General features: G+C 35.7%; 15 protein-coding genes and 2 tRNA genes. 7 read left to right on the top strand and 10 right to left on the bottom strand.

Annotation, left to right across the window (positions count from 1 at the left end; all coding sequences use genetic code 11):
• Position 1 precedes the first annotated feature (1 nt).
• Positions 2 to 853 (top strand): DUF3078 domain-containing protein, encoded by an 852-nt coding sequence (locus BLR17_RS03360; protein WP_066327658.1) that lies wholly within the window; start codon positions 2 to 4, stop codon positions 851 to 853.
• Between the two features lie 67 nt (positions 854 to 920).
• Here BLR17_RS03360 and hflX read toward each other — a convergent pair whose 3' ends face one another.
• Both hflX and BLR17_RS03350 read right to left on the bottom strand, forming a co-directional pair.
• Positions 921 to 2,147 carry a GTPase HflX gene (hflX, locus tag BLR17_RS03355; protein WP_066327660.1) on the bottom strand — a complete coding sequence of 409 codons (1,227 nt, stop codon included), beginning with the start codon at positions 2,145 to 2,147 and terminating at the stop codon, positions 921 to 923.
• A 116-nt stretch (positions 2,148 to 2,263) separates the two neighbouring features.
• Positions 2,264 to 2,752 (bottom strand): FKBP-type peptidyl-prolyl cis-trans isomerase, encoded by a 489-nt coding sequence (locus BLR17_RS03350; RefSeq protein ID WP_066327663.1) that lies wholly within the window; start codon positions 2,750 to 2,752, stop codon positions 2,264 to 2,266.
• Between the two features lie 324 nt (positions 2,753 to 3,076).
• On the opposite strand from BLR17_RS03350, the gene BLR17_RS03345 reads away from it, so the two are divergent.
• The 3 genes from BLR17_RS03345 (at position 3,077) to BLR17_RS03330 (ending at position 10,896) form a co-directional block, all read left to right on the top strand.
• A complete protein-coding gene (locus BLR17_RS03345) occupies positions 3,077 to 8,962 on the top strand; it encodes a rhamnogalacturonan lyase family protein (RefSeq protein WP_066327664.1) in 5,886 nt (1,961 codons plus the stop codon).
• The gene (locus BLR17_RS03340; protein WP_066327665.1) at positions 8,959 to 9,645 is read left to right on the top strand and encodes a hypothetical protein; all 687 of its coding nucleotides are present in this window, start codon (positions 8,959 to 8,961) and stop codon (positions 9,643 to 9,645) included. Before BLR17_RS03345 ends, BLR17_RS03340 begins: the two co-directional genes overlap by 4 nt.
• A gap of 132 nt (positions 9,646 to 9,777) precedes the next feature.
• Positions 9,778 to 10,896, top strand: a complete 1,119-nt coding sequence (locus BLR17_RS03330; RefSeq protein WP_066327667.1) for a hypothetical protein — start codon at positions 9,778 to 9,780, stop codon at positions 10,894 to 10,896.
• On the opposite strand, the gene BLR17_RS03325 is transcribed toward BLR17_RS03330, so the two are convergent.
• From BLR17_RS03325 to BLR17_RS03300, 5 genes are all read right to left on the bottom strand, one after another.
• Positions 10,893 to 12,239 (bottom strand): DUF5689 domain-containing protein, encoded by a 1,347-nt coding sequence (locus BLR17_RS03325; protein WP_066327670.1) that lies wholly within the window; start codon positions 12,237 to 12,239, stop codon positions 10,893 to 10,895. The two genes, BLR17_RS03330 and BLR17_RS03325, sit on opposite strands and share 4 nt — an antisense overlap.
• An 18-nt stretch (positions 12,240 to 12,257) precedes the next feature.
• Positions 12,258 to 15,119, bottom strand: a complete 2,862-nt coding sequence (locus BLR17_RS03320) for a TonB-dependent receptor domain-containing protein (RefSeq protein WP_245683112.1) — start codon at positions 15,117 to 15,119, stop codon at positions 12,258 to 12,260.
• 392 nt (positions 15,120 to 15,511) lie between these two features.
• Positions 15,512 to 16,726 carry an MFS transporter gene (locus tag BLR17_RS03310; protein ID WP_066327675.1) on the bottom strand — a complete coding sequence of 405 codons (1,215 nt, stop codon included), beginning with the start codon at positions 16,724 to 16,726 and terminating at the stop codon, positions 15,512 to 15,514.
• Positions 16,727 to 16,989: 263 nt separating this feature from the next.
• Entirely contained in the window at positions 16,990 to 18,030 is a 1,041-nt protein-coding gene (locus BLR17_RS03305) for a Gfo/Idh/MocA family protein (RefSeq protein WP_066327677.1), read from the bottom strand.
• Between the two features lie 90 nt (positions 18,031 to 18,120).
• Positions 18,121 to 19,188, bottom strand: coding sequence for an NADH:flavin oxidoreductase/NADH oxidase (locus BLR17_RS03300; protein WP_066327679.1), 1,068 nt, complete (start codon positions 19,186 to 19,188; stop codon positions 18,121 to 18,123).
• Positions 19,189 to 19,340: 152 nt separating this feature from the next.
• Between BLR17_RS03300 and rseP the strand changes: the two genes are divergently transcribed.
• The 3 genes from rseP (at position 19,341) to BLR17_RS03285 (ending at position 21,161) form a co-directional block, all read left to right on the top strand.
• On the top strand, positions 19,341 to 20,687 hold the full coding sequence (gene rseP / locus BLR17_RS03295; RefSeq protein ID WP_066327681.1) for an RIP metalloprotease RseP: 1,347 nt from the start codon (positions 19,341 to 19,343) through the stop codon (positions 20,685 to 20,687).
• Between the two features lie 134 nt (positions 20,688 to 20,821).
• Positions 20,822 to 20,895 (top strand) — tRNA-Asn (locus BLR17_RS03290).
• 192 nt (positions 20,896 to 21,087) lie between these two features.
• A tRNA-Asn gene (locus tag BLR17_RS03285) sits at positions 21,088 to 21,161 on the top strand.
• A 138-nt stretch (positions 21,162 to 21,299) separates the two neighbouring features.
• On the opposite strand, the gene BLR17_RS03280 is transcribed toward BLR17_RS03285, so the two are convergent.
• From BLR17_RS03280 to BLR17_RS03270, 3 genes are all read right to left on the bottom strand, one after another.
• Positions 21,300 to 22,127 carry an SMP-30/gluconolactonase/LRE family protein gene (locus BLR17_RS03280; protein WP_066327688.1) on the bottom strand — a complete coding sequence of 276 codons (828 nt, stop codon included), beginning with the start codon at positions 22,125 to 22,127 and terminating at the stop codon, positions 21,300 to 21,302.
• Positions 22,128 to 22,655: 528 nt separating this feature from the next.
• Positions 22,656 to 24,338, bottom strand: a complete 1,683-nt coding sequence (locus BLR17_RS03275) for an MGH1-like glycoside hydrolase domain-containing protein (RefSeq protein WP_217635883.1) — start codon at positions 24,336 to 24,338, stop codon at positions 22,656 to 22,658.
• Positions 24,317 to 26,314: a glycoside hydrolase family 127 protein gene (locus tag BLR17_RS03270; protein ID WP_083189349.1), complete on the bottom strand. Its 1,998-nt coding sequence runs from the start codon at positions 26,312 to 26,314 to the stop codon at positions 24,317 to 24,319. The genes BLR17_RS03275 and BLR17_RS03270 overlap by 22 nt, the downstream gene beginning before the upstream one ends.
• Between the last annotated feature and the right edge of the window lie 91 nt (positions 26,315 to 26,405).

The raw sequence follows: 26,405 nt of genomic DNA, 5'->3' as shown, positions 1-26,405 counted from the left end.
TATGAAAAAGCTACTTCTAATATTTGTATTTACATTTTTTGTTTTTTCACTAAAAGCACAGGAAATAACTAAAGACACTACCAAAACCTGGACAACAAAAGGTAATATATCCTTGTTATTGAGTCAATCTGCTTATAACAAACAATGGCTTGGCGGCGGTACTTCTAACGTTGCCGGAAACTTTGGTTTAAACTATGACTTCAATTATAAAAAAGGAGATGTAGTTTGGGATAACAAATTTATTCTTGCTTATGGACTAAGCAAAATTAAAGGCAACGAAAGAACGGCTAAAACAGATGACCGCATCGAATTGAATTCACTTTGGGGAAAAAAATCGACAGTTAAAAATTGGTACTATTCTATGTATTTTAATTTCAAATCGCAACTGGATACAGGGCTGGATAAAAATAATGTCAAAATATCCCATTTTTTCTCTCCTGCTTATTTTCAGTTTGGCCCTGGTTTTTTATGGAAAAAAGACAACAATTTAAGTGTCAATTTTGCACCGGCTGCCGGAAAATTAATTCTGGTTCACAAACATTTTACAGATCTTGGTTCTTCATTTGGAGTTTTACAGGGGGACAACTCCCGTTTTGAATTTGGTGCCAGTATTTCGGCTTATTATAAAGTTAGCCCTATAACTAATGTATCCATTGAAAATATTCTTAATTTGTATTCTAACTATTTAGAAGACCCCCAAAATGTGGATATCAACTATCAAATGAATGTGGTGATGAAAATCAACAAATACCTTTCGGCCAATATCAACATGCAAACCATTTATGACGATAACGCTATTAAAGCTTTTCAGGTAAAAGAAATATTTGGATTAGGAATCAATTATAATTTCTAATTTCATATCCTACGTTAAAAAAATCCCTTTTTAGGACAGTTCTAAAAAGGGATTTTTTATATCAAGATTACTCTTCTTTCTCCATTGCATCCTTATAATCCGGATACAGGAATTTATTGTATGGAAAACGGGTAATGTGAATTTGCCTTACAGCCTCGTACACTCTTTCTCTGAATTCTTCAAAATTCTGCTTATTAGTAGCCGAAATAAACAAAGCATTTTGCTCTCCTACACGACTCATCCAGGTCGATTTCCATTCGTCAAGCGTATAATGTTTGGTGGTTTTTTCGGTCATTAAATCATCTTCATCGATAGTCAAATGACGGTAAGCATCAATTTTATTGAAAACCATCAAAGTAGGTTTATCGCTGGCTTTAATGTCCACCAAAATTTGGTTTACCGAAGCAATATGATCCTCAAAATCAGGATGTGAAATATCGACTACGTGTAATAACAAATCGGCTTCGCGAACCTCATCCAGCGTACTTTTGAAAGATTCAACCAATTGTGTTGGTAATTTTCGAATAAATCCTACTGTATCCGAAAGCAGGAACGGAAGATTCTTAATCACCACTTTTCGAACCGTAGTATCCAACGTGGCAAACAATTTATTTTCGACAAAAACATCACTTTTCCCAATGGCGTTCATCAAAGTAGATTTACCCACATTGGTATAACCCACCAATGCCACACGAACCATAGCACCGCGATTGCTGCGTTGCACGCCCATTTGCTTATCGATAGTTTTGATTTTTTCTTTCAACAAAGAGATTCTGTCACGTACAATACGACGGTCGGTTTCAATCTCCGTTTCTCCGGGACCACGCATCCCGATTCCTCCTTTTTGACGCTCCAAGTGTGTCCACAATCCTGAAAGTCGCGGTAATAAATATTGGCATTGTGCCAATTCCACCTGAGTACGTGCATAAGAAGTTTCGGCACGTTGTGCAAAAATATCCAGAATCAAATTGGTTCTGTCCAGAATTTTACAATCGATAATTTTGGAAATATTCTTTTGCTGTGAAGGCGTTAATTCGTCATCAAATATAATTGTGGAAATACCATTTTCCTTTACATAATAATGAATCTCCTCGATTTTCCCTGATCCTAAGAAGGTCTTAGGATTAGGTTTGTCCATTTTTTGCGAAAAACGTTTCACCACCTGTCCTCCTGCGGTAAAGGTCAAAAACTCCAGTTCATCCAAATACTCATTAAGTTTCTCCTCGCTCTGGTTTTGGGTCACAATACCTACAATGACTGATTTTTCAAAATTTATTACTTCTTTTTCTAACATAACATCTAATAAGTTGCAAATTTAGTCATTTGCCGGATAGAAATGTGCTTTATAATTTCTTAAAAATCATTAAAAAACAGGAGTCGTTATCTTTATAAATCCTTTCGAAAAAGGATTTAATTTACTGAAATCAGTTTTACTTCAAAAATCAATACTGAACCACCAGGAATAGGACCATTATCACTTCCTCCGTATCCAAGTTTAGCCGGAATAACTAATATTGCACTTCCTCCTTCTTTCAGATACGAAATTCCTTCAGTCCAGCCTTTAACTACCTGATTCAAACCAAAAGAAATTCCTTTGTCATCACTTTGATCAAATACTTTTCCATCCATAAAGTACCCTTTGTAAGCAACTGTCACATTAGAAGCAGGAGTAGCTTGTTTTCCTGTTCCCGGATTATTGATTACATAATATAATCCTGATTCGGTTTTAGTTCCTTTTAATCCTTTTTTAGCTACATAGTCTTCAATTTCTTTTTCATTTTTTGCAATGTAAGGAATCTCGCTTGGAGCCACACTGCTACTTTCGCTAGTTTCACTGTTTTCTTTTTTACAAGAAATAAAAAGGGTCATGATTAATAATGCCGATAATAAATGTTTCATAGTAAATTTTATTTTAAAAAGCCAAATATAGTAAAATTCGAGTGATGCTATTTGTCAAAAAAAAATTACATCTGAAATTTTGCAAAAAAATATTCTGGATTATTATTTTTTATAAACAAACTACTTTCCCTTTATTTCTATCAGTTTCACATAATTTAAACTACTTAAATTACAGAATGGTGCAGGATAGCACAAGACACCACAGGATACAAAATAAATATTAGCGATTTACATTTAGCGTCTGACTATTAACCAATAACCAAATTTATGACTAGAAAAACTACTTTTTCTTATCGTCTACTATGCCTTAAAATCAGTTTGACGATGTGTTTTTTTCTAAGTTGCCTACCATCCTTTGCGCAACAATGGAGCATTTTAGGAAATGAACAACAAATTGCAACAGCTGCTTCCTCTTACACCAGTATTGCTGTGGTAAAAAACGGAGCCAATTTTACCCCTTATGTGGTCTTTACAGAAAGCGGAGTGCCAAAGGTAAAAAAACGCTTAACTGACGGGACCTGGGAGCAAGTCGGAGCAAATCTGGCTACCAGTGCTTCTTACACCCGTATCTTTAGTGATGCAATTGGTGATTTATATGTTACTTACATTGATCTTTCTGCTGGTTCTAAATTAGCTGTAAAAAAATACGATTATATTGCCGGGACTTGGGATGCCTTAAATCCTGCAGATAGTAATACCCTCTATGTTTCAACAGGAAATGCGAATGGGATGAGTTCAGTATCCCAATATAGTTCGACTAATCGTTGTTCTTTAGCATTTGATTCATTCAACACACCTTATATTGCTTTTGGAGAGGCCGGGATGTTACCTTATGTAAAAAAATTCAACGGAACAACATGGGAAACTGTAGGTACAGGTGCCGTTGCTGCCGGAACCGCTGCTGCCCTAAGCTTAGCTATTGACTCAACTGACAAACCTTGGGTAGTATACTGTAACTTAGGATCTTCTACCACTGCTTCTTCAGGCACAATGGCGCTCTACAGTTTTAATGGCTCTACATGGACTGAAACCGTTAATCCAACACCTATTTCAGGTATACGTCATACTAACATTGCAGTAAGAGACAACAATTCTCTTTGTGTCGCTTATTTTAATACCGGCAATACTAATAAGGCAACCGCCATTATATATGACAAATCAACTAACACTTGGGGAACGGCAGCCACTCTTGCCAGTAGAGACTCCCCAAACATCAATCTAATTAATGATAATTCAGGCAATCTTTATTGCTCCTTTATAGATTACACTTCTTCAACTAATGTATTTCCAACCCGAGTACGTTTTCTTGCTGCAGGAAGCACAACCTGGACTGAATTAAAAGATCCTACCGTTACCCGAGGTGTTGATGAACCAACAGGCTGGCCTGCTGTAGCAATAGGAAGTGCACCGTATCCTTATGTAATTTATACCAAAGCAAATTCTAATGCTGTAAATACACCTATTGTTAGACTATACACACCGCCACCGCCACCAGCAGTACTTACTACTAACAATGTAACCAACACAACCACCACTACTGCTCTATCAGGAGGTAATATTACCTCTGATGGAGGACAAGCCATAACCGAAAGAGGAGTTGTTTATAGTAATAGTAATTCCAGCCCTACTATTGCTAACTCCAAAATTGCAGATGCTACGGGAGGCACAGGCAATTTCTCGGTGACACTTTCCGAACTTACTCCGGGAACATTTTATTATGCAAGAGCTTATGCCACTAATAGTGGCGGAACCTCTTACGGAAACACCATTAGGTTAAGCACATTACAAGTACCCGATGCAGTAGTAACTACTCCTAAACAAATGGAATTTTTAACAAGAGGACTTGTCGCAATACAAAAAAGTTCTAGTTCAGTATTTTTAAGTTGGCGATTACTTGGAGACGATCCGGCAAATATTGCATTTAACGTCTATCGTAATGGGGTAAAAATTACTTCTTCTCCAATTACAAGCTCAACAAATTACACAGACATCACAACTTCATCAAACAATAATTATAGCATTACTACCATTATAAACGGAGTCGAAAGTCAACAAACTACAGCTTTAACAGTTTGGGCACTCAATACTTTTAATACTGGTGGCCGAAACAATCACTTATCTATTCCGATACAAATGCCTCCGGGAAGCACACTCCCTGATGGACAAAGCTATACTTATACCGCTAATGATGCCTCAGTGGGTGATGTTGACGGAGACGGTACTTATGAAATTATTTTAAAATGGGATCCTACCATTGTAAATGACAATGCAGGTGGTTATAGCGGAAAACAAATATTTGATTGTTACAAACTAGATGGTACCCGTTTATGGCGTATAGACTTAGGAATCAACGTGAATGCCGGACCACATTACAACCAATTCATGGTATATGATTTTGATGGAGATGGTAAGGCCGAAATGATTTTAAAAACGGCCGATGGGACTGTTGATGGTCAAGGTACTGTTATTGGTAATGCTAGTGTAGACTATCGCAGTACTTCCGGTTGGGTACAACAGGGACCTGAATTTTTAACTGTTTTTAACGGATTAACAGGAGCTGCTATGTCAACAATAAGCTATCAACCCGCTCGTGATAATACTGCTGATTGGGGAGATTCTTACGGAAACCGTCAGGATCGTTTTGTATCAGCTGTAGCCTATTTGGATGGCGCCAGACCAAGTTTAATAGTAGGTCGTGGTTATTATAATAGATTAGTTCGAGCTGCTTATAACTGGCGAAACGGACAATTAACTATGCTGTGGAAATTTGACAGTAAAGACCCTACGCACCCTGAATACAATTCTTATTCGGGTCAGGGTAATCACCAAATGACAATAGGTGATGTAGATGGAGATGGTAAAGACGAAATCATCAATGGTTCCAGTGCCATCAACGATGACGGAAAACCGCTTTGGACTTACGGAATGGGACATGGTGATGCCTTACACATGACCGATATGGATTTAGACCTTCCAGGTAAAGAAATCTGGATTAATCTGGAATCTCCAGGTTCTTATGATGGATTAGGTTTAAGACAATACGATGCCAAAACGGGACAAACTAACTGGGGAATTGCCACTACCGGAGACGTAGGTCGTTCTATGGCTGCCGATATCGATCCTTATTTTAAAGGTTATGAAATGTGGGGTTCTTCAGGGGATGGCACATATGATGTCAAAGGAAGCCTTATAAGTGCTAACAGACCATCTTATAATTTTGGAATATGGTGGGATGCTGATTTAGGCCGTGAATTATTTGACAAAAATTATATTGACAAATGGAACCCTACCACTAAAAGTTCTGGTCGTTTATACACCATTTACCAGGATTATCCTGTAACTTATAATAATAGCACAAAAGCAAACCCTTGTTTACAGGCTGATATTTTAGGTGATTGGAGAGAAGAACTAATAATGCGTAAATCAGACAATACAGAACTTGTAATCTTTACTACAGATACGCCTACAACTTATCGTATTCCAACATTAATGCATGACCCTCAATATCGTGTAGCTGTAGCCTGGCAAAATTCGGCTTACAACCAACCGCCAAATACAAGTTACTATATTGGATATGATATGGATGTAAACAATATTCCAACCGCTAAAATTTCAATAGCAGGTCAGTCTAATTTAAAAGTTACAGGAATTACCAAAAAAACACCGTCAACAGCTACCACAAATGCAACTTCAGTAGTTTATCATGTAGATTTTTCGGCTAATGCAACTGGTGTTGATGTTAATGATTTTGCAATTACTGCTACCGAAACAGCAACTGGAACTATAGCATCAATAACCGCTATTTCTGCTGCTTCCTATGATGTAACAATAAATTCTATTAGCGGAAATGGTACTTTACGTCTGGATTTGAAAGCAAGCGGTACAGGAATTGTAGACGAATTCAGTAATGCAATTGGAAGTGGATTCACATCCGGAGAAATTTATTCGATAGACAATACTAATCCAACGCTTAATACTGTTACAATTACATCAAACAATGCCACTACTACTCTAGCTAAAACTGGAAACACAGTAACTTTAAACTTCACCGCTTCTGAAAGTGTGACTAATTTAAACGTTACTATTGCAGGACATACAGTAACAGCAACTAATACTAGCGGTAACAATTATAGTGCAACTTATGTACTAACAAATACAGATACCGAAGGAATTATTCCTTTTACAATCCAATTCAAAGATATTGCCGGGAATACCGGAGCTACAGTTAGTACAACTACAGATACAAAAACAGTAACTTTTGACCGTACAATTCCAACCTTGACAACTGTAACATTTACCTCTAGTAATACAAACAATACAATTGCTAAACCGGGAAGTGTAGTTACATTGAATTTTACCGCATCTGAAACAATTGGAACTCCAACTGTAACTATTGCAGGACATAGTGTAACACCAATAGCTGTTTCGACTACAAATTATACAGCTGCTTATACTATGCTATCTAGTGATACTCCGGGAACTATTCCTTTTACGATTAATTTTACTGATTTAGCTTCTAATGCCGGATCACAAGTTACAGCTGCATCTAGTACAATTACTTTTACTAATCAGGTTACTAGTCTTAGTACCGTAACCATTGGATCAAACAATACAACTCCTACTTTAGCTAAAACAGGAGACAATGTAACTTTAAACTTTACAGCTTCTACAACTATTACAAATATTATAGTGTCTATTGCCGGTCACACTGTAACTGCTAATAGTCTTGGCAGTAATAGTTACAATGCTACTTATCAAGTGCTAAGTACAGATACAGAAGGGATAATTCCTTTCTCAATACAATTCAAAGATGCAGCCGGAGATACAATGCCCACTGTCACTGCAACTACCGACAGTAAAACTGTAACATTGGATAAAACACTTCCAACATTAACTACAGTAAACATTGCATCTAACAATGCTACAACTACTTTGGCTAAAACAGGAAATACAGTTACGTTAAACTTTACTGCATCTGAGAACATTTCTGTTACTAGTATAAGTATTGCAGGACATAATGTATCCGCTACTAATACAAGCGGAAATAATTACACGGCTACTTATGTTTTGACCAATTCTGATTCAGAAGGAGTTATTCCGTTTACAATTCAATTTAAGGATACCGCCGGAAATACCGGAGCTACCGTTAATGCAACTACGGATTTAAAAACAATTACATTTGATCGTACAATTCCAACTTTACCAACAGTAACTTTTACTTCAAACAATGCAAATACTAAAATTGCAAAAGAAGGAGATGTAGTAAGCTTAAATTTTACTTCATCAGAAACTATTGGTACACCAACTGTAACTATTGCGGGACATAGTGTTGTTGCTACAACTGTTGGCACTAATAGTTTTAGAGCAACTTATACTATGATAGCAGCTGATACTGAAGGAGTAATTCCTTTTACAATCAATTTTTCTGACCTTGCAACTAATGCCGGAATACAAGTAACTACTGCTGTCAGTACAGTAACATTCAAACATACTACTCCAAAACTGAAAGTATATGTTGAAACACCTACTTGTCCCGGAAAAACAAATGGAAAAATTAGTATCACTACTGATATGAACTCTTACACATACAACCTTACAATTACAGGAAATGGAGTTAATCTATCATTAACGAATCAGACTATTACTACTACAAGCAATTGGACAAAAACAGATTTTGCAAAAGGTACTTATCAGATTACAATATCTATACCATCTATTTCCTTTGAAGAAAGCTATGGAGTAGTAGTAAATGAAATTACTGATATCACCGCAAAAAGAGTAACAACAGATAAAACGATCAGCTATACTGTTTCCGGCAGTAATGAATACATTGTTACTGTAAACGGTATTTCCAGAACATATATTACGGCTTCTGATGAAACCGAGAAAATTGAAATTGATGCTAGTTTGCTTCAAACAACTAATACCGTTACCATTGAAACTAATAGTGATTGTCAGGGAATTATTCAAGATAATTTTAATTTAAACCCTTCAATATCGGTACACCCTAATCCAACTACTGATATCGTTTATATCCAAGGTGTAAATAAAGGTCTGATACAAGTTTACACTAATAGTGGTTTACTATTACAGGAAAAAAATGCTGAAAACTCAAATAGCGTTGATTTGACAAACTATGCATCCGGAATGTACTTAATAAAAATCTCCCAGGGGACTGAAGTAGAAACATTTAAAGTTATTTTAAAATGAGAATAAAATATATAAAAACAATATTCCTTTTTACAGGATTAGGATTTCTTATTTCTTGCGGTGGTGGAAGTGACACCCCAAAAGCAAATTTGCCCGGAACACCTGCATTGACACTACCAATTGATCAGGAAACCTGTACCGATTATACTGTTGTAAGCAGTAATTCTGCTAAAGCTCAAATTAAATTTACCTGGGCAACAACAGTTTATGCTACTTCTTATGTTTTAGTAATAACTCAAGCAGGAACTACAGTGCTTAATCAAACACTTACCACTACTTCCTATGACGTAATTCTGGATAAAGGAAAAACCTATTCCTGGACGATTACAGCTAAGAATGAAGATGGAGAGAAAACAAGTGCAACACGCTCTTTTACCACTCCCGGAAATCCTATTGGAAACTATGTTCCTTATGCAGCGGTTATTAATTTTAATGTAAGCAGTACTACCAGTATGGCTTCATTATCATGGGTAGGTAAAGACGAAGATTCAACTACCAGTGAATTGAAATATGATATTGAAATCAAAAAGGACAATGTTGTAATCCAATCATTGACAAACCAAACAGCAACATCCATTGCTGATTTTGCAGCTGTATTGAATTCGACTTATCAAATAAAAATCAAAACTATTGATAAATTCGGTTCTTATTCCTATTCAGTATTAACTTATACCTATCAATAAAACTGGAAGCAATAGGCAAATTCGAACAAAAAATACTGCAAATAGTTTATTTTTGTTTGAGCATATTCCTGAATAATTCTATAACAAGGCGGCTCGTTTTCAAAGATTACGAGTCGTTTTTTTAATAAAAAAATGAAAAAACCAACGTTCCATCTAATTTTAATATTGATTTTTTTTATCTCTTGTTTCACAGGATCGGCAAAAATAGCAGCACATGTAGATAAAACTTATTTTCTACAAGGTAAGGTGGATGAAAAAACAATAGTATTAAAAATCAAATGCTTCAATGAATCCCCAGTCCGCTATCTAAACTATTTTTTCATCGAAGAAAAAACAGATAATTATCTTGAAGGGAATCCAATGGGCAACACTTGGAATTTTACCTCAACCGATAATCAAAAAAAAGAAATAAGTTTAGTTATCAAAGAAGAGAAAGACGGAAACTGGAAAGGATTTTGGCGTGAAGGCGCTAACAAAAAAATCAATCTTATTCTAAGTCCAATAGTGATTAATCTGGATTCCAAATATTATTCTTATTCTCAGAATAAAGAATTAGACCTTTATGATGCCTATAAAATTTCCATTCTCAATTTGGAAAAAACAAAAACCGAAAAAATCTCTAAACATTTTACGCTGAACTGGTATTTGGAAAAAGAATCCAATATTAGTCTTTTTAGATTAGAAAGTGAAACTAAAAAAATAAAACCGGACAGCATTAATACTGTCCTTGAGAATATACAATTGTCATTAATTCATACTTATTTTCAATACAATCCTAATAGAGAAAACTTAACATTTCAACCTCAAATAACTTTATTAAACGAAACACTACTCAGTTTCAAACTTATTTCGAATACTATTTTAAAAAATCAAAATCCGGTCAAAACACAACAAGCGTTTGTCCTGAATCTTCAAAATGGTGTACCAATTGCTTTAGAAGATATCATTTGGTTTGATGAAAAAAATGCAAAACCAGACGCTAATGCTATTTCCGAAACTTACGAATACCGAAAAAAGCTTTTTGCTCCTAAAGTATTTGCTATTTTAAACGAATTGTATCCTGAAAAAATGCAATCCAACAATTGCGATTTAAACAAAGTAAGTACATGGGCCATCCCTAATTTTGCCATAACAAAACAAGGAATATTATTTAGTTTTAATCATTCCCCTACTTGTGACTTTATAGATTGGGCAATTATTCCTTTTGAAAAATTAACTCCTTACCTTCAAAAGAAATACAAGCTAAACTAATCCCCATAAACCTGCACATCATCTACCTGAAAAGCACCGTCTAAAGCTGTGTCTTTACCGGAACCAATGTATTTGAAAGCTATATTAATTTTTCCGGTGTAACTAGATAAGTCAATAGCTCCTGAACCAATAAACTCATTCCAGAGCGTAGCCTGAGTTGGGATTCTTGCCGCAACTTTAGTCCAGGTAGCCGTTTTAATATTAAGCCCGTCAAAATTATTAGAAATATAAACTTCGAGAGTATTTAACGGAGAATCTACATCCAGATTATGCTGGGCTGTTCTAAACGAAAGACTTTCATTAGTATGCAAATCCATATCTATTTTGGGCGAAATTAACCAAACAATATTCGATGCTACTTTAGTTCCCGTAATCGCAAATTCGGCATAACCATTAGTCGACGAAATTCCGCCTTTCCATACAATAGCTCCCGCTTCAATAATGTTGCTCCAACCTGGCAAACTCAAATTAGTACCATCCGTAACCGATTGAAAATCTTCCACAAAAAACGGAATATTACGCTTTCCCGTCATTTGAACATCGGCTTCTTTTCTGGCAATTAATTGATAATCGGTGGCATATTTGGTCAAAACGCCCCGCACTTTTCCGCTTCCGTTGGGTACTATACTTTTTGAAAAATCAGCAAAACTACTGGTTCTGAAAATAAGCTGATTGCCACTTTTGTCCACCAAATTCCAATTAGTCGCTCCGCCCACATCATTCGCTTCTTCATAATAATGACGTCCAATGGCCGGCTCGGTAAACTGCACATTCGACAATTCAATCAGCGTATTCAAATGACTGTCATTGATTTCGCCCAAACCAATCGAACGAACCAATTGTTCCTCTTTCACATTGGTGCAGGAAGCGTTTAATACCTTCTTATAATCGTTTTGCGAAAGCCGTCCCACACCGCCCTGATTAAAAGCATTTACATACAAACTACCAATTCGCAAACCACCATAATACAAATCGGTGTACTGATCTTTTAATTTTACACACACCTTATTCCCTATCCGATAATCAACATACAAATTAGTCGCATCAACCGGAACACTAAACCCAATTGAAGGAGTTGTAGCGGTAGCCAGGGTTTGAAACGAGATCGTCTTGAAAAAATTGCCGTTTTCATCACTGGAGACCACATAAGCTTCAATCACATCGTCATACGGATATTGAGCCACAATTTCGGTAGCTGTTTTTTGAATATCGCTAACTTTTTTGTTGACTTCAAAATTGGGTTGATTGCACACTAACTTCGGAATTTCCGTTGCATCATTGGCACAAGCTCCAAAAACTAATATCGAAAACATTAAAACAAATCGGAAAGTATAATTGCTCATAATAGCTCGAATTTTAAATTAAAAACTGAAGTAGAGATTCACAAAATAAGTCCTGCCGTACCCGTAAAAATACTTGTTACCAAACGAAGGCGTTCCGCTGGAAACATCCTGATTGAGTTGCCTGAAATTGGCATTTCGGGCTTGTTCGTAACCACCTGTTTTGTATTTGCTGTCAAGCAAATTATTGATACTTGCAAAAAGTCCGAGATTTTTCCCTTTAATCCGCCAGGATTTTCCACCTATTAAATTGAGTAAAACCATCGAATCCAATTTTTCTTGTTGTAATAATTCCGCTGCTCTTTCTTCAGTAGCTTCCGGAAACGGAAACCCACTGGCAGGATTGATATAAAACCGATTGGTTCTGGAAATAGGCGAAACATCAATATAAGTGTCAGCCAAATAATTCATATTAGTTCCAATCCACCAATATTTCGGGTCACGGTATTCCAAGCCTAAACTATACGCCTGCTGCGGCATTCCGGCCTGTTTATAATTTTTTAAAAATGCGGTGCCAAAATCATAAGACGGATTGGTATTTTCTACCGTAGCCACCGCATCGTTGTTAATACTCACATTTGGATTACTGTCATAAGTATATCGCCCATAAGCCGCTGAAAAAGTAGTTTTTAAAGTTGGACTCATTTGGTATTCCAAGCTCAATTCGGCACCTAAATTCTTTCTATCTAAATCTGTTAAAGTCTGACTCACAAAAGCATTCGTATTGGTGTAGCCCGCTTCATTATCAAAAATTCCTTCGGCGTAAAAAAAGCTAATTTTTGTAGCATCTTTAATTGTCGAATAATAGGCGGTTACTCTCGTTTTTAGCTTAGGCGTTCTGAAAACATAAGTCGCATCAACACTATTCAAGGTTTCACTTTCCAAGCCGTCAACAACGGTATTATTCAACCGCGCATTCGAAAAACTATTTCTCAAATTAGGCGCCTTAGTCAAATGAGCCGCATTAAAATACAACGATTGTTTACCCGAAATTTTAAATAGCATTCCACCTTTAAAACCAAAATTCTCAAAGTTCAGTTTTGGGCTTTCGCCAAAAGAAATCGTCGGATAAATTCCGTTTTTGTACAAGCCATTTCGTTGATAATTGGTTTTGGAAAAAGACTGTGCCAGATAAAAATCAATTTTATCATAGGAAAACTTAAACTGTGTAAACGCCTCCAAAACCTGAGTCGAAAGTTTATAATTGTATCCGTAACTATCACCCACTTTTACTGTTCTATTGGGATAATTCAAATCTGATTGCGCCTGAGTACCACTGTAAAAACCGTCGATATCTTCAAAAAAACTACCTCCTAATAAATCCAGCAGTTTTTGGTAATTATGCGATTGCAAATCGCGAAATGAAATTCCCGCATTGACAATCAAGTTTTCACTAAGCTGAGAATTAAAATTCGAATTCACCGCAATTGTTTTATCATCATTTCGGTCTTCGTACAACACATAATGACTTTGGGCAGCTTCATAACCAATTATCTTTGAATTATTATCGACAATTGGATTCTGATTTGCCCTGTACATCGCTTCCCAATCGATTTGAGGATTCGCTAAAAAAGCAATTCTGTTTTTCTCGGCATTATCATAATCAGGTGTGAAATCGCCTGAGAATTCTCCGTTATCTGCCGCATACATCGAACTGTAATAGCTTGGCATTTTCCTGAAATAAGTGGGATCAGGACTATTGACATTTTGATAATCGATATTGCTGTTGCCTATTTTTCCAAACTGATACATCAATCCCGAATTCAGGTTGCTGTGATCGTTTATCTTAAAATAATGATTCAGCATAATGATGGGTTCTTCGACCGTTTTTACTCTGGAATTTCTTTTTTCTCCATTTTGAAAACCCCAGTAAGAATTGTAGGTTTCACTCATTAAATGAGTCACTTCATCAGTGTTTGGCGAATTTTTCCCGCGTTCGTTTGGTGTATAAAATCCGGTGATATTAATCGAATGCTTATCGTTCAATTTCTTTTCGGCACTTAAAAAAAGAGAATTGGCATCATAAGTTGTTCCGTCAAAATAGCCTTCCTGAGCATAACGTTTCCCAGCCGAAACCACATAAGCCCAACCCGAATTGCTCATGCCTGAAACATAAGTTGCCATCATTCGCCAATTATAATTAGTATTGGTTCCCGCAAAACTAATCCGGCATCCTGATCGATAAACAGAAGCCCGAGTGTTGATTTGCTGTGTCCCGAGAATCCCTCCAAAAGTATAATCAGACGGAGCGGTTCCTATTGAAAATTCCTGATTTCGTGTGGCATCGTTGAGTCCGCCCCAGTTGTTCCATTGCGGTCTCCCATCATAAAGTTTGTTCATTGCGATTCCGTTAATCATTGTAGTGGCGTTCTCACTATCTAAACCACGAATTCTAAAACGCGCCTGTCCCCAGTTGAAAGCAGTGGCCTGCTGAAAAGCATCTTTAGAAGATTGCAATAACCCCGAGGTACTTTCGGAACTGCTGTTATCATCGGTTAAATCGTCTTCAAAAAGCTGAATCACGGCTGCCTGTTGGTCAGCAACCTGATCTGATTCCAACAAGATAGTCCCTAAATCCAATACTAATGTATTTTGAATTGAAACCGGAAACAAGGCATCTTTATAGCCCTGACTATGAAAAAGCACTAAATAATCCGCTGATGGAATGGCTTCAAAAACAACAATTCCCTCCGAATTAGTCAGCTGTGTATAATTGGTGTTTTGAATAGAAACCACCGTAGAAACCAAAGGTTTTAGTGTTTTGGCATCTAAAACCTTGGCTGAAATTCTCGCCTGATTTTGTGCCAACACCAAATTGACCGACCCTATACAGAAAACTAAAACCACAAAATATCTCATAAGCCCAATAGAATTATCCGTCATTTTTCTTTATTGAAAAAAGAAGAATTACTTGGTAATACAATTTGAAAACGTAATTGATGAGCATAACAAAAACATCCCGAAAAAGGAATATTTCATTGTCAATAGGATTGTTATTTTTGGAAATAGGGTTAAAAACGAAAGCGGTGGTATTAAACAAATTACAAAAATTCATTTATCACTTTCGATTAATTAAAAGTAAGAAAAAAATTATTTAACAGAATAATTTTTTTGAAAGTTTTTTACTATTGTTTTGTTATAAAAACTAAACCTCATCAATAGCCCCGATGGCAGCGAGTATCCTTTTTATCTTTTTCTTAAAAACAGATAAAAAGATACTGCGTACAGCGGGTGATACTCTCTTATGTAAAAAAATATATTGTGCTCCTAAAAATTTACTGAATCACTTTAATTCTTGGCACTAAAAAGGCAATCAGGATTCCGAAGATCCCAATAAAAGCAAATGAGAATCTAAGTCCGAATAATTCAGCTATATACCCAATTACGGGAGGTCCCATTAAAAAACCTAGGAAACTTACACTCGAAACAGCCGTTAAAGCTTCGCCGGGAGGAATCGTTGGGTGTTTTCCAGCCAAACTATACAATGTAGGCACAATAGTCGAAACACCTAATCCTACCAACATAAAACCTATGGTGGAAGGAATTAAAAACGGCAAAAATACCGCTGTAAAAAGTCCGGTTGAGATTAAAATTCCTCCAGTTTGTAATACTGTTTTTCTACCAAATTTATTGATCATTCCGTCCCCAAGAAAACGCCCGGTAGCCATCATAATCATAAAAGAAGTATAACCCAGAATAATTAAGGGTCCGGGTGCCTGAACAATATCTTTAAAATAGAGTCCGCTCCAATCAAACATAATTCCTTCACTTGCCATCGAACCAAAACCAATGATTCCAAGCCAGATTAAAGCCGTATCGGGTTTTGAAAACAGTTTTTTCTTCTCCGGGGCTTTTCGTTTTTCTTTGGCTTTCACCAAATATTTATAATTAAAAATAATAAGCAATGCCGTAATAATTGCCACAATAATAAAATGATGATGCGGAGTTAACTTTAAAGCCAACATTCCCAGTCCCACTAAAGCTCCCGTAAAACCGGCAAAACTCCAAACCCCATGAAAAGAAGCCATAATGGTTCTTTTAAAAAGCTGTTCAGTATAAACTCCCTGGGTATTTACAGCGATGTTGTTCATGTTACCAAACATCCCAAACACATACAATCCCAAAGCCAATTGCCAGGCATTGGTTGCCAAACCTAAATTGGTCAGACAAAAAGCATACATACTCAACGACAACACCACCAAACGATGACTACCATAGCGGGTAACTAATTTTCCCGAAAAAGCCATCATGGTTAATTGTCCCACTGGTAAAGCAAAAAGAATAGAACCCAAATCGGCATCACTAAGATGCAATGCTACTCTAATATCCGGAATTCTACTTGCCCAGGTAGCAAAACACAATCCCATACCAAAATAAAAAGAAGCCACAGCAAAACGTACTCTGTTCAAATAAGAAAGTTTAGCATTTCTAAAACTCTTTTTGATTTTTCCTTGTGCTCTGAAGCTTCCTAATAAATTTAATCGTAACAAAGGCGTAGTGTTTAGGGATTGAATATGCAAAAATACAAAAAGGAATTTTCACCGCCTGTTAATTTAATTGAAGCAGGCAATAATACATCGTTATCGTTTATAAGTTTATGCTTAGACGGAACGCAGATGAAACGGATTTTAGCAAATTAGCACAGATTTAATTAAAACAAAAACCGCAGATTGCTTCGCCAGTTCGCTATCGCTTGAGCCACAGATTGTATTTAATCTGCAAATCTGCGGTTATAGATTGTAGCTGAAATATTTTATAAATCGACTACTCTTTTTTCGTTCTTGCTCAGGATTGCAGCTTCAATAATTTGCATCACTTTTGCTCCGTCTTCAGCGGTTACTGGCTCGGCTGTATCATTAACAATCGAATTGTAAACCCCGTCAAAAAAATCATAATAATTCCCCTGAAGTGTTGGAATTTTTCCGTGCATGATTCTGCCGTCAATTTCAGTGTGTAAAAAACCTTCTTTGTCCAAAGGTTCTGTTCCCCAGGAATCCAAATTTGGTTTTTTCATTACTTTCAAATCATCTTCCTGCACATCGCCACGCGGTTTTAAGAACGAACCTTTTTTACCATGAATCACATAGGCAGGATTAGGTTCGCGCACAAAGAAACTCGCTTTCAAACGCACTCTCAAATCATCATAATACAATAATAAATCCACCCAGTCATCTACCACCGAATTTTCACGGGTAGTTCTGATATCGGCAAAAACGGATTTTGGAAAACCAAATAAATACAAGGCCTGATCAATTAAATGCGGCCCCAAATCTTTCAGAATTCCGGAACCTGAATTCACGGTTTCCTTATGTGCTTTAGGACTCAAAAGTGGATTGTAACGGTCAAAATGAAATTCGGCTTCCACAATTTCGCCCAGAACGCCATCTAATAAAATTTGGCGTACGGTTTTCAAATCGCTGTCCCATCTTCTGTTTTGGAAAACGGCTAACTTTAATCCTTTTGCTTTGGCCAAAGCATCTAATTCCAGGGCTTCGGCAACTGTTGTCGTAAATGCTTTTTCAACAATTGCATGTTTTCCTGCTTCCAAAACTCTTTTAGCATATTCAAAATGCGTGTCTATTGGCGTATTGACAACCACCAAATCAGCATCAGAAGCCAATATTTCGTCAATAGACGCATAGCTTTTTACCTCAGGATAATCTTCCTGAATTAATTTTTTACTTCTTTCCCAGGAACCTAATAATTCAAAACCGGGATGCAATTCTAAAAATGGAGCCTGAAATACTTTTCCCGACATTCCATAAGAAAGTATGGCTGCTTTTATTTTTTTCATGTTTTTTTATTTTAGATTTTAGAATGTAAATTTTAGATTTATTAGAATATTGATTTCAGAATTCTAAACTCTAAAATCAGCAATCTAAAATTATTTCGCTCTTTCGTATTGTTTTGGCCAAGCCACATCATCTCCTAATGCTCTCGCAAAATCCAATCCCAAATTAGGATTGCGCAACGATTCTCTGGCAAATAAAACCAAATCAGCTTTTCCACTTTTAATAATTTCTTCAGCCTGATTTGCTTCGGTAATTAAACCAACGGCTCCGGTTAAAATCCCTGTTTCACTTTTTATTTTTTCAGCAAAAGGAACCTGATAGCCCGGCTCTAACGGAATTTTTTGATACGAAACCAAACCTCCCGAAGAAACATCGATTAAATCGACTCCTTTTTCTTTTAGAATTTCAGAAAACTGAATTGATTCTTCGATATTCCAGCCTCCTTCTGCCCAATCGGTAGCTGAGATTCGAACAAACAAAGGTAAATCTTTCGGCCATTCGGATTGTACTGCTTCGAGAACTTCCATTGTAAAACGGATTCGGTTTTCAAAACTACCTCCGTATTCATCGGTTCTTTGATTCGATAAAGGCGATAAAAACTGATGATTTAAATAACCATGAGCGGCATGAATTTCCAATACTTCATAACCGGCCTGCACCGCTCTTTGGGTTGCTGATTTAAAATCGGAAATTAATTTTTGTATTCCTTGTTTATCTAAAGATTTCGGAAGAAAAGGTTCGGTTTCATGATACGGAATAGCAGATGGAGCTACAGTTTGCCAACCACCTTCTGAAGACTGGAGTTTTTTATTGCCTTTCCAGGGCGACGAAACACTGGCTTTTCGTCCGGCATGCGCTAATTGAATGCCCGGAACAGCATTTTGACTTTTGATAAAAGCGGTAATGGCTTTCAATTTTTCTATATGTTCGTCCTTCCAAATTCCTAAATCTTCAGGTGAAATCCGTCCTTCGGGAGCAACAGCCGTTGCTTCCTGAATAACTAACCCCGCTCCGCCGCTGGCTCGGCTGCCTAAATGCACCAAATGCCAATCGTTAGCAAAACCATCAATTGATGAATATTGGCACATTGGAGAAATCACAACTCTGTTTTTTAGCGTAATACTTTTTATCGACAGTGGAGAAAATAATAAAGATGCCATACTATTTATTTTTAGAGAAACGTAAAGTTACGCTTCGCAAAGCAAAATGAAAATTATTAACAAACATTTATTACCCAAGCTAATTTTAAATTTTTGCCACTAAAACAGAAAATGTTACTTTAGCCGAATATATTAAGAACCGAAATTAAAAAATGGAAATAATTATCAAGCTTTCTCAATTTTTATTGAGTTTATCATTATTAATTATATTACACGAGTTAGGACATTTTATTCCTGCTAAATTATTTAAAACCAGAGTCGAAAAATTCTATTTGTTTTTTGACGTAAAATATTCGTTGCTAAAAAAGAAAATTGGCGAAACCGAATACGGAATTGGATGGTTACCACTAGGCGGTTACGTAAAAATTTCCGGTATGATTGACGAAAGCATGGACAAAGAGCAAATGGCTTTACCTCCACAGCCTTGGGAATTTCGTTCTAAACCGGCCTGGCAACGTTTGATTATTATGTTGGGCGGAGTTACAGTCAACTTTATTTTGGCTTTTATTATTTATATTGGGATGGCTTTTGCTTATGGCGATTATTACATCAAAAACGACTCTTTAAAAGACGGTATTTGGGTAACCAATCCTGTGGTTGAAAAAGCTGGAATTAAAACAGGAGACAAAATCATTGCTATAGACGGAGAAAAAATAGAACGTTTTGAACCAGTTGTTAGCATGAATATTTTGACAGCCAAAGAGGTTTTGATAGAAAGAAATGGTAAAGAAAAAACCATAACCTTGCCAGTAAATTTTATTGGTAATTTTTTAGACACCGATAAAAAAGGAGTAATTGTCTTGAGAATGCCATTTGTAGTGGGAAGTTTTACGGATACTTCTAAAAACAAAGAAGCCGTGAAACCAAAAGACATTATCGTTTCTCTTAATGGAGTTGCTGTAAAATATTTTGACCAAGCCATAGCTATTTCAGAAGCCAATAAAGGAAAGAAAATCAACGGAATTGTTTTAAGAGACCTAAAAGAAACTCCTGTTACGTTTGAAGTGGACAAGGAAGGTAAACTAGGGATTTATCCAGGATCTTTAAAAGAAGATAATCTAGAAAAATTAGGCTACTACAAATTTAGCAAAGAAAGTTATAGTTTCTTGGAATCAATTCCAATAGGAATCGAAAGAGGTAAAGACCAATTAGTAGGTTATGGCAAGCAATTGAAAATGATTTTCAATCCGAGTACGGGAGCGTATAAAGGTGTGGGTGGTTTTCATGCGATTTACAATGTATTTCCTGATTCTTGGAGCTGGGAAGTGTTTTGGAACATTACTGCTTTGTTATCAATCATGCTTGGCGTTATGAACTTATTACCTATTCCGGCACTTGATGGTGGTCATGTTATGTTTTTATTATACGAAATGGTTTCAGGTAAAAAACCTAGCGATAAATTCCTGGAAAATGCTCAAATGGTTGGTTTTGTTTTACTTATCTCACTACTACTATTTGCTAATGGGAATGACATTTACAAGGCAATTATTGGGAAGTAAAAAAAATGGAAAAAATTTCATTTTTTGTTTGCCACATTCAAAAAACGTCTTATATTTGCATCCGCTAAGAACAAGCTCACACAGCTAAAATTTAGCAAACAAACACGTTCCTTACGCATATTAAATATACAGTTTCCTCCTTAGCTCAGTTGGTTAGAGCATCTGACTGTTAATCAGAGGGTCCTTGGTTCGAGCCCAAGAGGGGGAGCTTTTTTAGAAAAGACTATCAGCAATGATAGTCTTTTTTTTTGCGCTAAACTTTTTAAATCCATTATGAATTAACAACTCTTTTATTTGCCACATTCAAAAAACATCTTATATTTGCAACCGCTAAGCACAAGCTACTACAGCTAAAATTTAGCAAACAAATACGTTCCTTACGCATATTAAATATACAGTTTCCTCCTTAGCTCAGTTGGTTAGAGCATCTGACTGTTAATCAGAGGGTCCTTGGTTCGAGCCCAAGAGGGGGAGCTTTTTTTTAGGAAGCCATTCAAGAAATTGAGTGGCTTTTTTTTTGCACTAAACTTTTTTACACAGAAAAGCCTTTACATTGCTGTAAAGGCTTTTCTATTTTTAAGTCTTGTCCTGAGAACGTTAACTTAATTATTTTTAGTTTTCCAACAATTTATAGGCAATCACACTATTATGATTAAAAGTTGGGATATATAATACATTTTCCTTTGCATTATAACCCAAATCAGCGGTGTTCATTTGCCCTTGTACATCCTGTAATTTCTTTATTTCGCCATTGGCTTTTACATAATAAACCAAACCTGCCCAGCAGCTCACTATAAAATCGCCGTTTTTAAGTTGCTCCACACCATCTCCCGGTTTTTCAAAACCTTTAGCCAGAACGCTTCTATTTTTCTTTTCATCAATTTTCCAAAGCTCTGTACCGGCCAAAACGTATAGATTTTTATTAATCCATTTTAAACCATTAACATTGGTAACGTTTTCTAAATAAAGTTCGCTTTTACCATTGTTTATGCGATATATTTTATTGGTACGCGTATCGGATACATAAACCACTCCTTTATCATCTACCGTTACATCGTTCAGGAAAACAGCATTTTCAATTTCCAGTTTATTAATGATTTTTCCAGTCGCAATATCAATACTTACCACAGCGTCAATATCTGCCACAAAGAGCGTTTTTTTATAAAGAGCCAAACCTTTAGGAGCGTTCAAACCTTCAACCCAGTTGGCTTTTTTCACACTACCATCTGTATTAAGAACAACAATACCTCCTTTTCCATCTTTTACATTCCCCGCTCCGTCAATCAGACTTACGTACAGACTTTTTTCAGTTGCACTATACAACACCGATTCTGGTACAGCCAGATTTTGACTCTCCCAGAGCGGCTTTGAGAGCTTTTGGGCTTTTGTGGTAAAACTTAACGCTATAAAAGCGGATAGAGTTAAAAATTTGTATTTCATGATTTTTTAAATGATTTGATTCTCTATTATAACTTATAACAAAAGTAAAATTATTAGCAATAGACCTGATGATTTTTATTTACTAAATATAGGTAACAAACAAAACGATAATTGTATTTATAATTGAAAAAATAAATTATTATCGGCATTTTTGACATTTCATACAAATAGATAAAAAAGGCAGTTATGTTGTATTTTGTATAATCAAACTTTTGAGTCGTTTTCTGCTATACCAAAAAAACCCTGAAAATGTGAATCTAGATTAGCAATAAGTAGCATAGTTCAGTTAAAAACTATGCTACTTATTTTAAAAAAAACAATATCATTTTAGAAGTGAAGGTACTATAACACAAACTGTCTTCATATCACATTCAATTACTTCCATAAAAAAAGCCTGTCGGAAACCACACCGACAGGCATTATGTGTAAACATTCAATTCTAACCAAACGAATCTGCTGTTTAACACGATCTAACCAACTTTTTATAATTAAAATTACTTTAGCAATACCTGAGTAGTTAGTTTTTTTCTAATCCAACTCCACTTTCATCTTTTCTATTTTATCTTTTTGCCCCATTAATACTCCATCAACATAAAGCATTAATCCAACCCCTTTATTATATTTTGTTCCATATCTATCAAATAGAATTGTTAGCGTTTTGCCTTTGTAATAAACATTATCCAAACAAAACCAATCCCATGAAGCTTCAGGCAAAAGAGGATTAATTATAACTGAATTATTTATTTGAGGTTTTAGTCCTATTAAATCAGAAATAAGTAAGTCACAGTAAGAAGAATGATTATAATCCTTTCCCCTTTCAACACCTCCTTTTTCCTCAGACCAAGTTCCGTTTTCCCAATTTTTAAGTCGGGTGCGAGAAATCCAGTCACCGGTGTATGGATTCATATCTTCATCAATCCAAGGTAATATTTTGCCCTTGTCAAGTACAATTCGATGAGAATTGCTATACTTTATAAATTGATCATAATAATCATGTTTGGTAACTGTATTTTGATTATAATTATTAATAACATTTGAAAGAGCTTTAAGGGTAATAGATGTAGCCATTGGCCAAACCGGCCCATTCCACTGACATTCGTGTCCTGCATAAGAAATTGTAAATTTTGGATGAATTTGTTCTGCCGTTGTTAATCCATAAGGAGCATTAAACCCATTATTAGTCGTAATTAATTCCCAAGCTTTTTCATAGCCTTTATTTTCAGGTGGCAAGTTCACGTACCATGGAGTATAACCTTGTAATTCTCTTACATCTACAAATTGACCATCTTTTTCTGATCGGGTTTTGTAAAATTTTGCCTTTTCATCCCACAATTGAGTATTAACAAGTACTTTTAAACTGTCAGCTTTTGCTACAAATTCTTTTACAAGCTTTTTATTTCCAACTAACATTGCAAACTCTGAAATAGCTTTGGCTTCTGCATACATATAGGAATTAATTGTAGGTCTTTCTCCACTCCCACCTATTTGCATTTCCATACCGTCTCTATCATCGAATGTACTAAATAATCCATCTTTATTTTTACCTATAAAATGTCCTTTTTTAACCCATCCTATTTCCCAAACTTTATAATTCTTAACTAATTGAGGCAGAAGACCAATTATAGATAAATCATTTGTTACTTTATAGTATTCTAATAATGAATTTGCAACCCAAAAACTATACATTCTTGGATTACCTTCTGTAAACCAAAAATTAGCATAACCATTTAGATATTCTTTTGACTTTAACCATCTACCTTCATAAAAATGAAGTGCTGACGCACTGGCAATAGTATTATATTTTTCAGACCAACTTACTTTAGGTAAAAATTCGGTTATAACGTATCCTGTAGGTGTTTTTTGAATATGTTTTCTATAGGTCCACCATCTAAAATAATAAGTCAACTCAATATTTTTGTCAGGACATTCAAAAAAAGGAATATTCGATTTTAAAAATTTCCAAACTGAATCATTTGTTATAAATTGCTTATAAAGTTCATTATCGTTTCTATTAAAATCATCTATATAATGTTTAAAATCTGAAGGATTTAAAACATTATTTTTTTGCGAATAACTTTTTAACCCCATAGTAAAAGTTAATAGCATAATAAACACAAGTCTATTTAATCTCCTCATTAATGTTATGTTTTTTAATTTAAAAAAATTAGCATTCTGCTTGCCTAAGAAATCTACTCCTTTTTCGGAAGCCAAACTTTCATTTTTCCAATACCCCTGTTACTCCAGGTATAATATGGAATTGCAGTAAATTTATCTTTTCCGTTAGCTCCCTGAATTACATAAATTCCCTTTAATAAATTAGGCTGTGCCTTAACTTCTAACGAAGTTTTGCTATTTAATACTATAGCGTCGACATTAACATTATCAGCCTCTTCAACCGCATAAACAAGTGGACCATATTCTAAAGCTATTTTATTTTGATCTTCGACAATTTTGTCACTCGCTACCACTTCACGAATATTCATTGGAAAATTAACCTCAACCTTATCTTCCTTATTCCATTTACGGTTAATTACAAAATAACCATCCGTAATTTTGACATCCTGCTTTTTCCCATTGATTACCAATGTTGGCAAGGCAGAAGATTTGTCTTTATAACTGTATAAACCTCCTGGCATCACCTCATTTCTGGCCCATCCGGGAACTCGCAGTTTTATAGTAAACACAGCTTCCTTTTCAGGATTTACATCCAGTTTTACCTTTCCGTCCCAAGGGTAATTTGTTTTCTGATTTATTTTCAATCTATGATTAGCAAGAGTTATGTCCGCATTGTTACTCATATACAGATTTACAAAAAGCGTTTCTTTTTCCTGTGCATAAATAAGACCCGGTATAGCAGGTATAAAACGGATTAAATTAGTTGGACAGCATGAGCAATCAAACCAGCCAGAGCGCGTACATGCCCCCATGTTAAAATTGTATTTCCCATCAGATTCAAGAGGATTTGGATAGAAAAACTCAGTACCTTTTAACGACATACCCGATATTACTGCATTGTACATAATGCGTTCCAGTAAATCATTGTATTTTACATCTCCGGTAAGATTAAAAAGACGGTTATTCCAATACACACTTCCAATGGCTGCACAAGTTTCATTGTAAGCGGTAAGGTTGGGTAATTCATAATTTGCACCAAAAGCTTCACCATCGTGTTTGGCTCCAATACCTCCGGTAACATATATCTTTTTCTCCACCATATTATTCCAAAGCTTATCTACTGCTTCACGATAACTTTTGTCTTTATATATAGCCACAATATCAGTCATACCTGCATACATATATACGGCTCTCACAGCATGACCAACCACCTCGTCTTGCTGGATTACAGGCTTGTGATCCTGTGCATATTCTTTATAGTTTTCCTTTTTGTTAGGATCCCCTCTATGGTCTAAAAAGAATTTGGCTAATTTTAAATAGTCTTTCTTTCCGGTAATTTCGTATAATTTTACCAAACCGGTTTCAATAATTTGGTGTCCCGGTACTGCTAAAATCTGTCCGTTACCTTCTCCAAAAGTTTTTACAAAAAGATCCGCATTTTTAAGGGCAATATCTAAAAAATTACGCTTTCCTGTTGCCTTGAAATGTACCGCAGCCGCTTCATACATATGTCCCGCATTATATTCTTCATGGCTCATATTCATATATTCCCAACGTACCCCCTTATCAACCTTAACCCAGTCAGCAGGTGGTTTAGCAGGATTTATGGTGCGCCAGGTAGTAAGATAACCGTCTTTTTCCTGACCTGTTTTTATAATACCTATAAGGGAATCCAATAATACTTCGAGTTTTGGATCCGGGGAACTTATTAATGAATTTGATGCTCCCTCAATAATTTTATAAACATCTGAATCATCAAATGGCATCTTACCTTTTACTGTTCCTTTCTTTACACCACCTGCTATCAGAAAGTTTTCAAAACGACCTTCTTCTGTACATTTCTGAATAGCATACTCTATGGTTTTTTCCTGTACTCTTTTTATAATTGGCAGCCAAAAATCATCTGTAATTTTCACTTTACTGATTGCTACAGGAGCAATGGGATATCCTGAAATCAATAAAGTTTTATCTGTTACTTCTTTAGTCTGAGCTTCGGTTGTTTTTCTTGTCTGCGAACAGGCTATTATAAGCGTAACAATGACCGTAATTCCTATATATTTATAATTTATCATTATTGTTGTGTTTATTAAATAGTACAATTTCTATCTAATAATGTGATAGCATATTGAATTCTACTTCTAATTTCAAAATGAGTTAATTAAT

The organism is Flavobacterium glycines (assembly GCF_900100165.1).
GTDB classification, from domain to species: Bacteria; Bacteroidota; Bacteroidia; order Flavobacteriales; family Flavobacteriaceae; genus Flavobacterium; species Flavobacterium glycines.
This window is presented reverse-complemented; position numbering and strand designations above follow the sequence as displayed.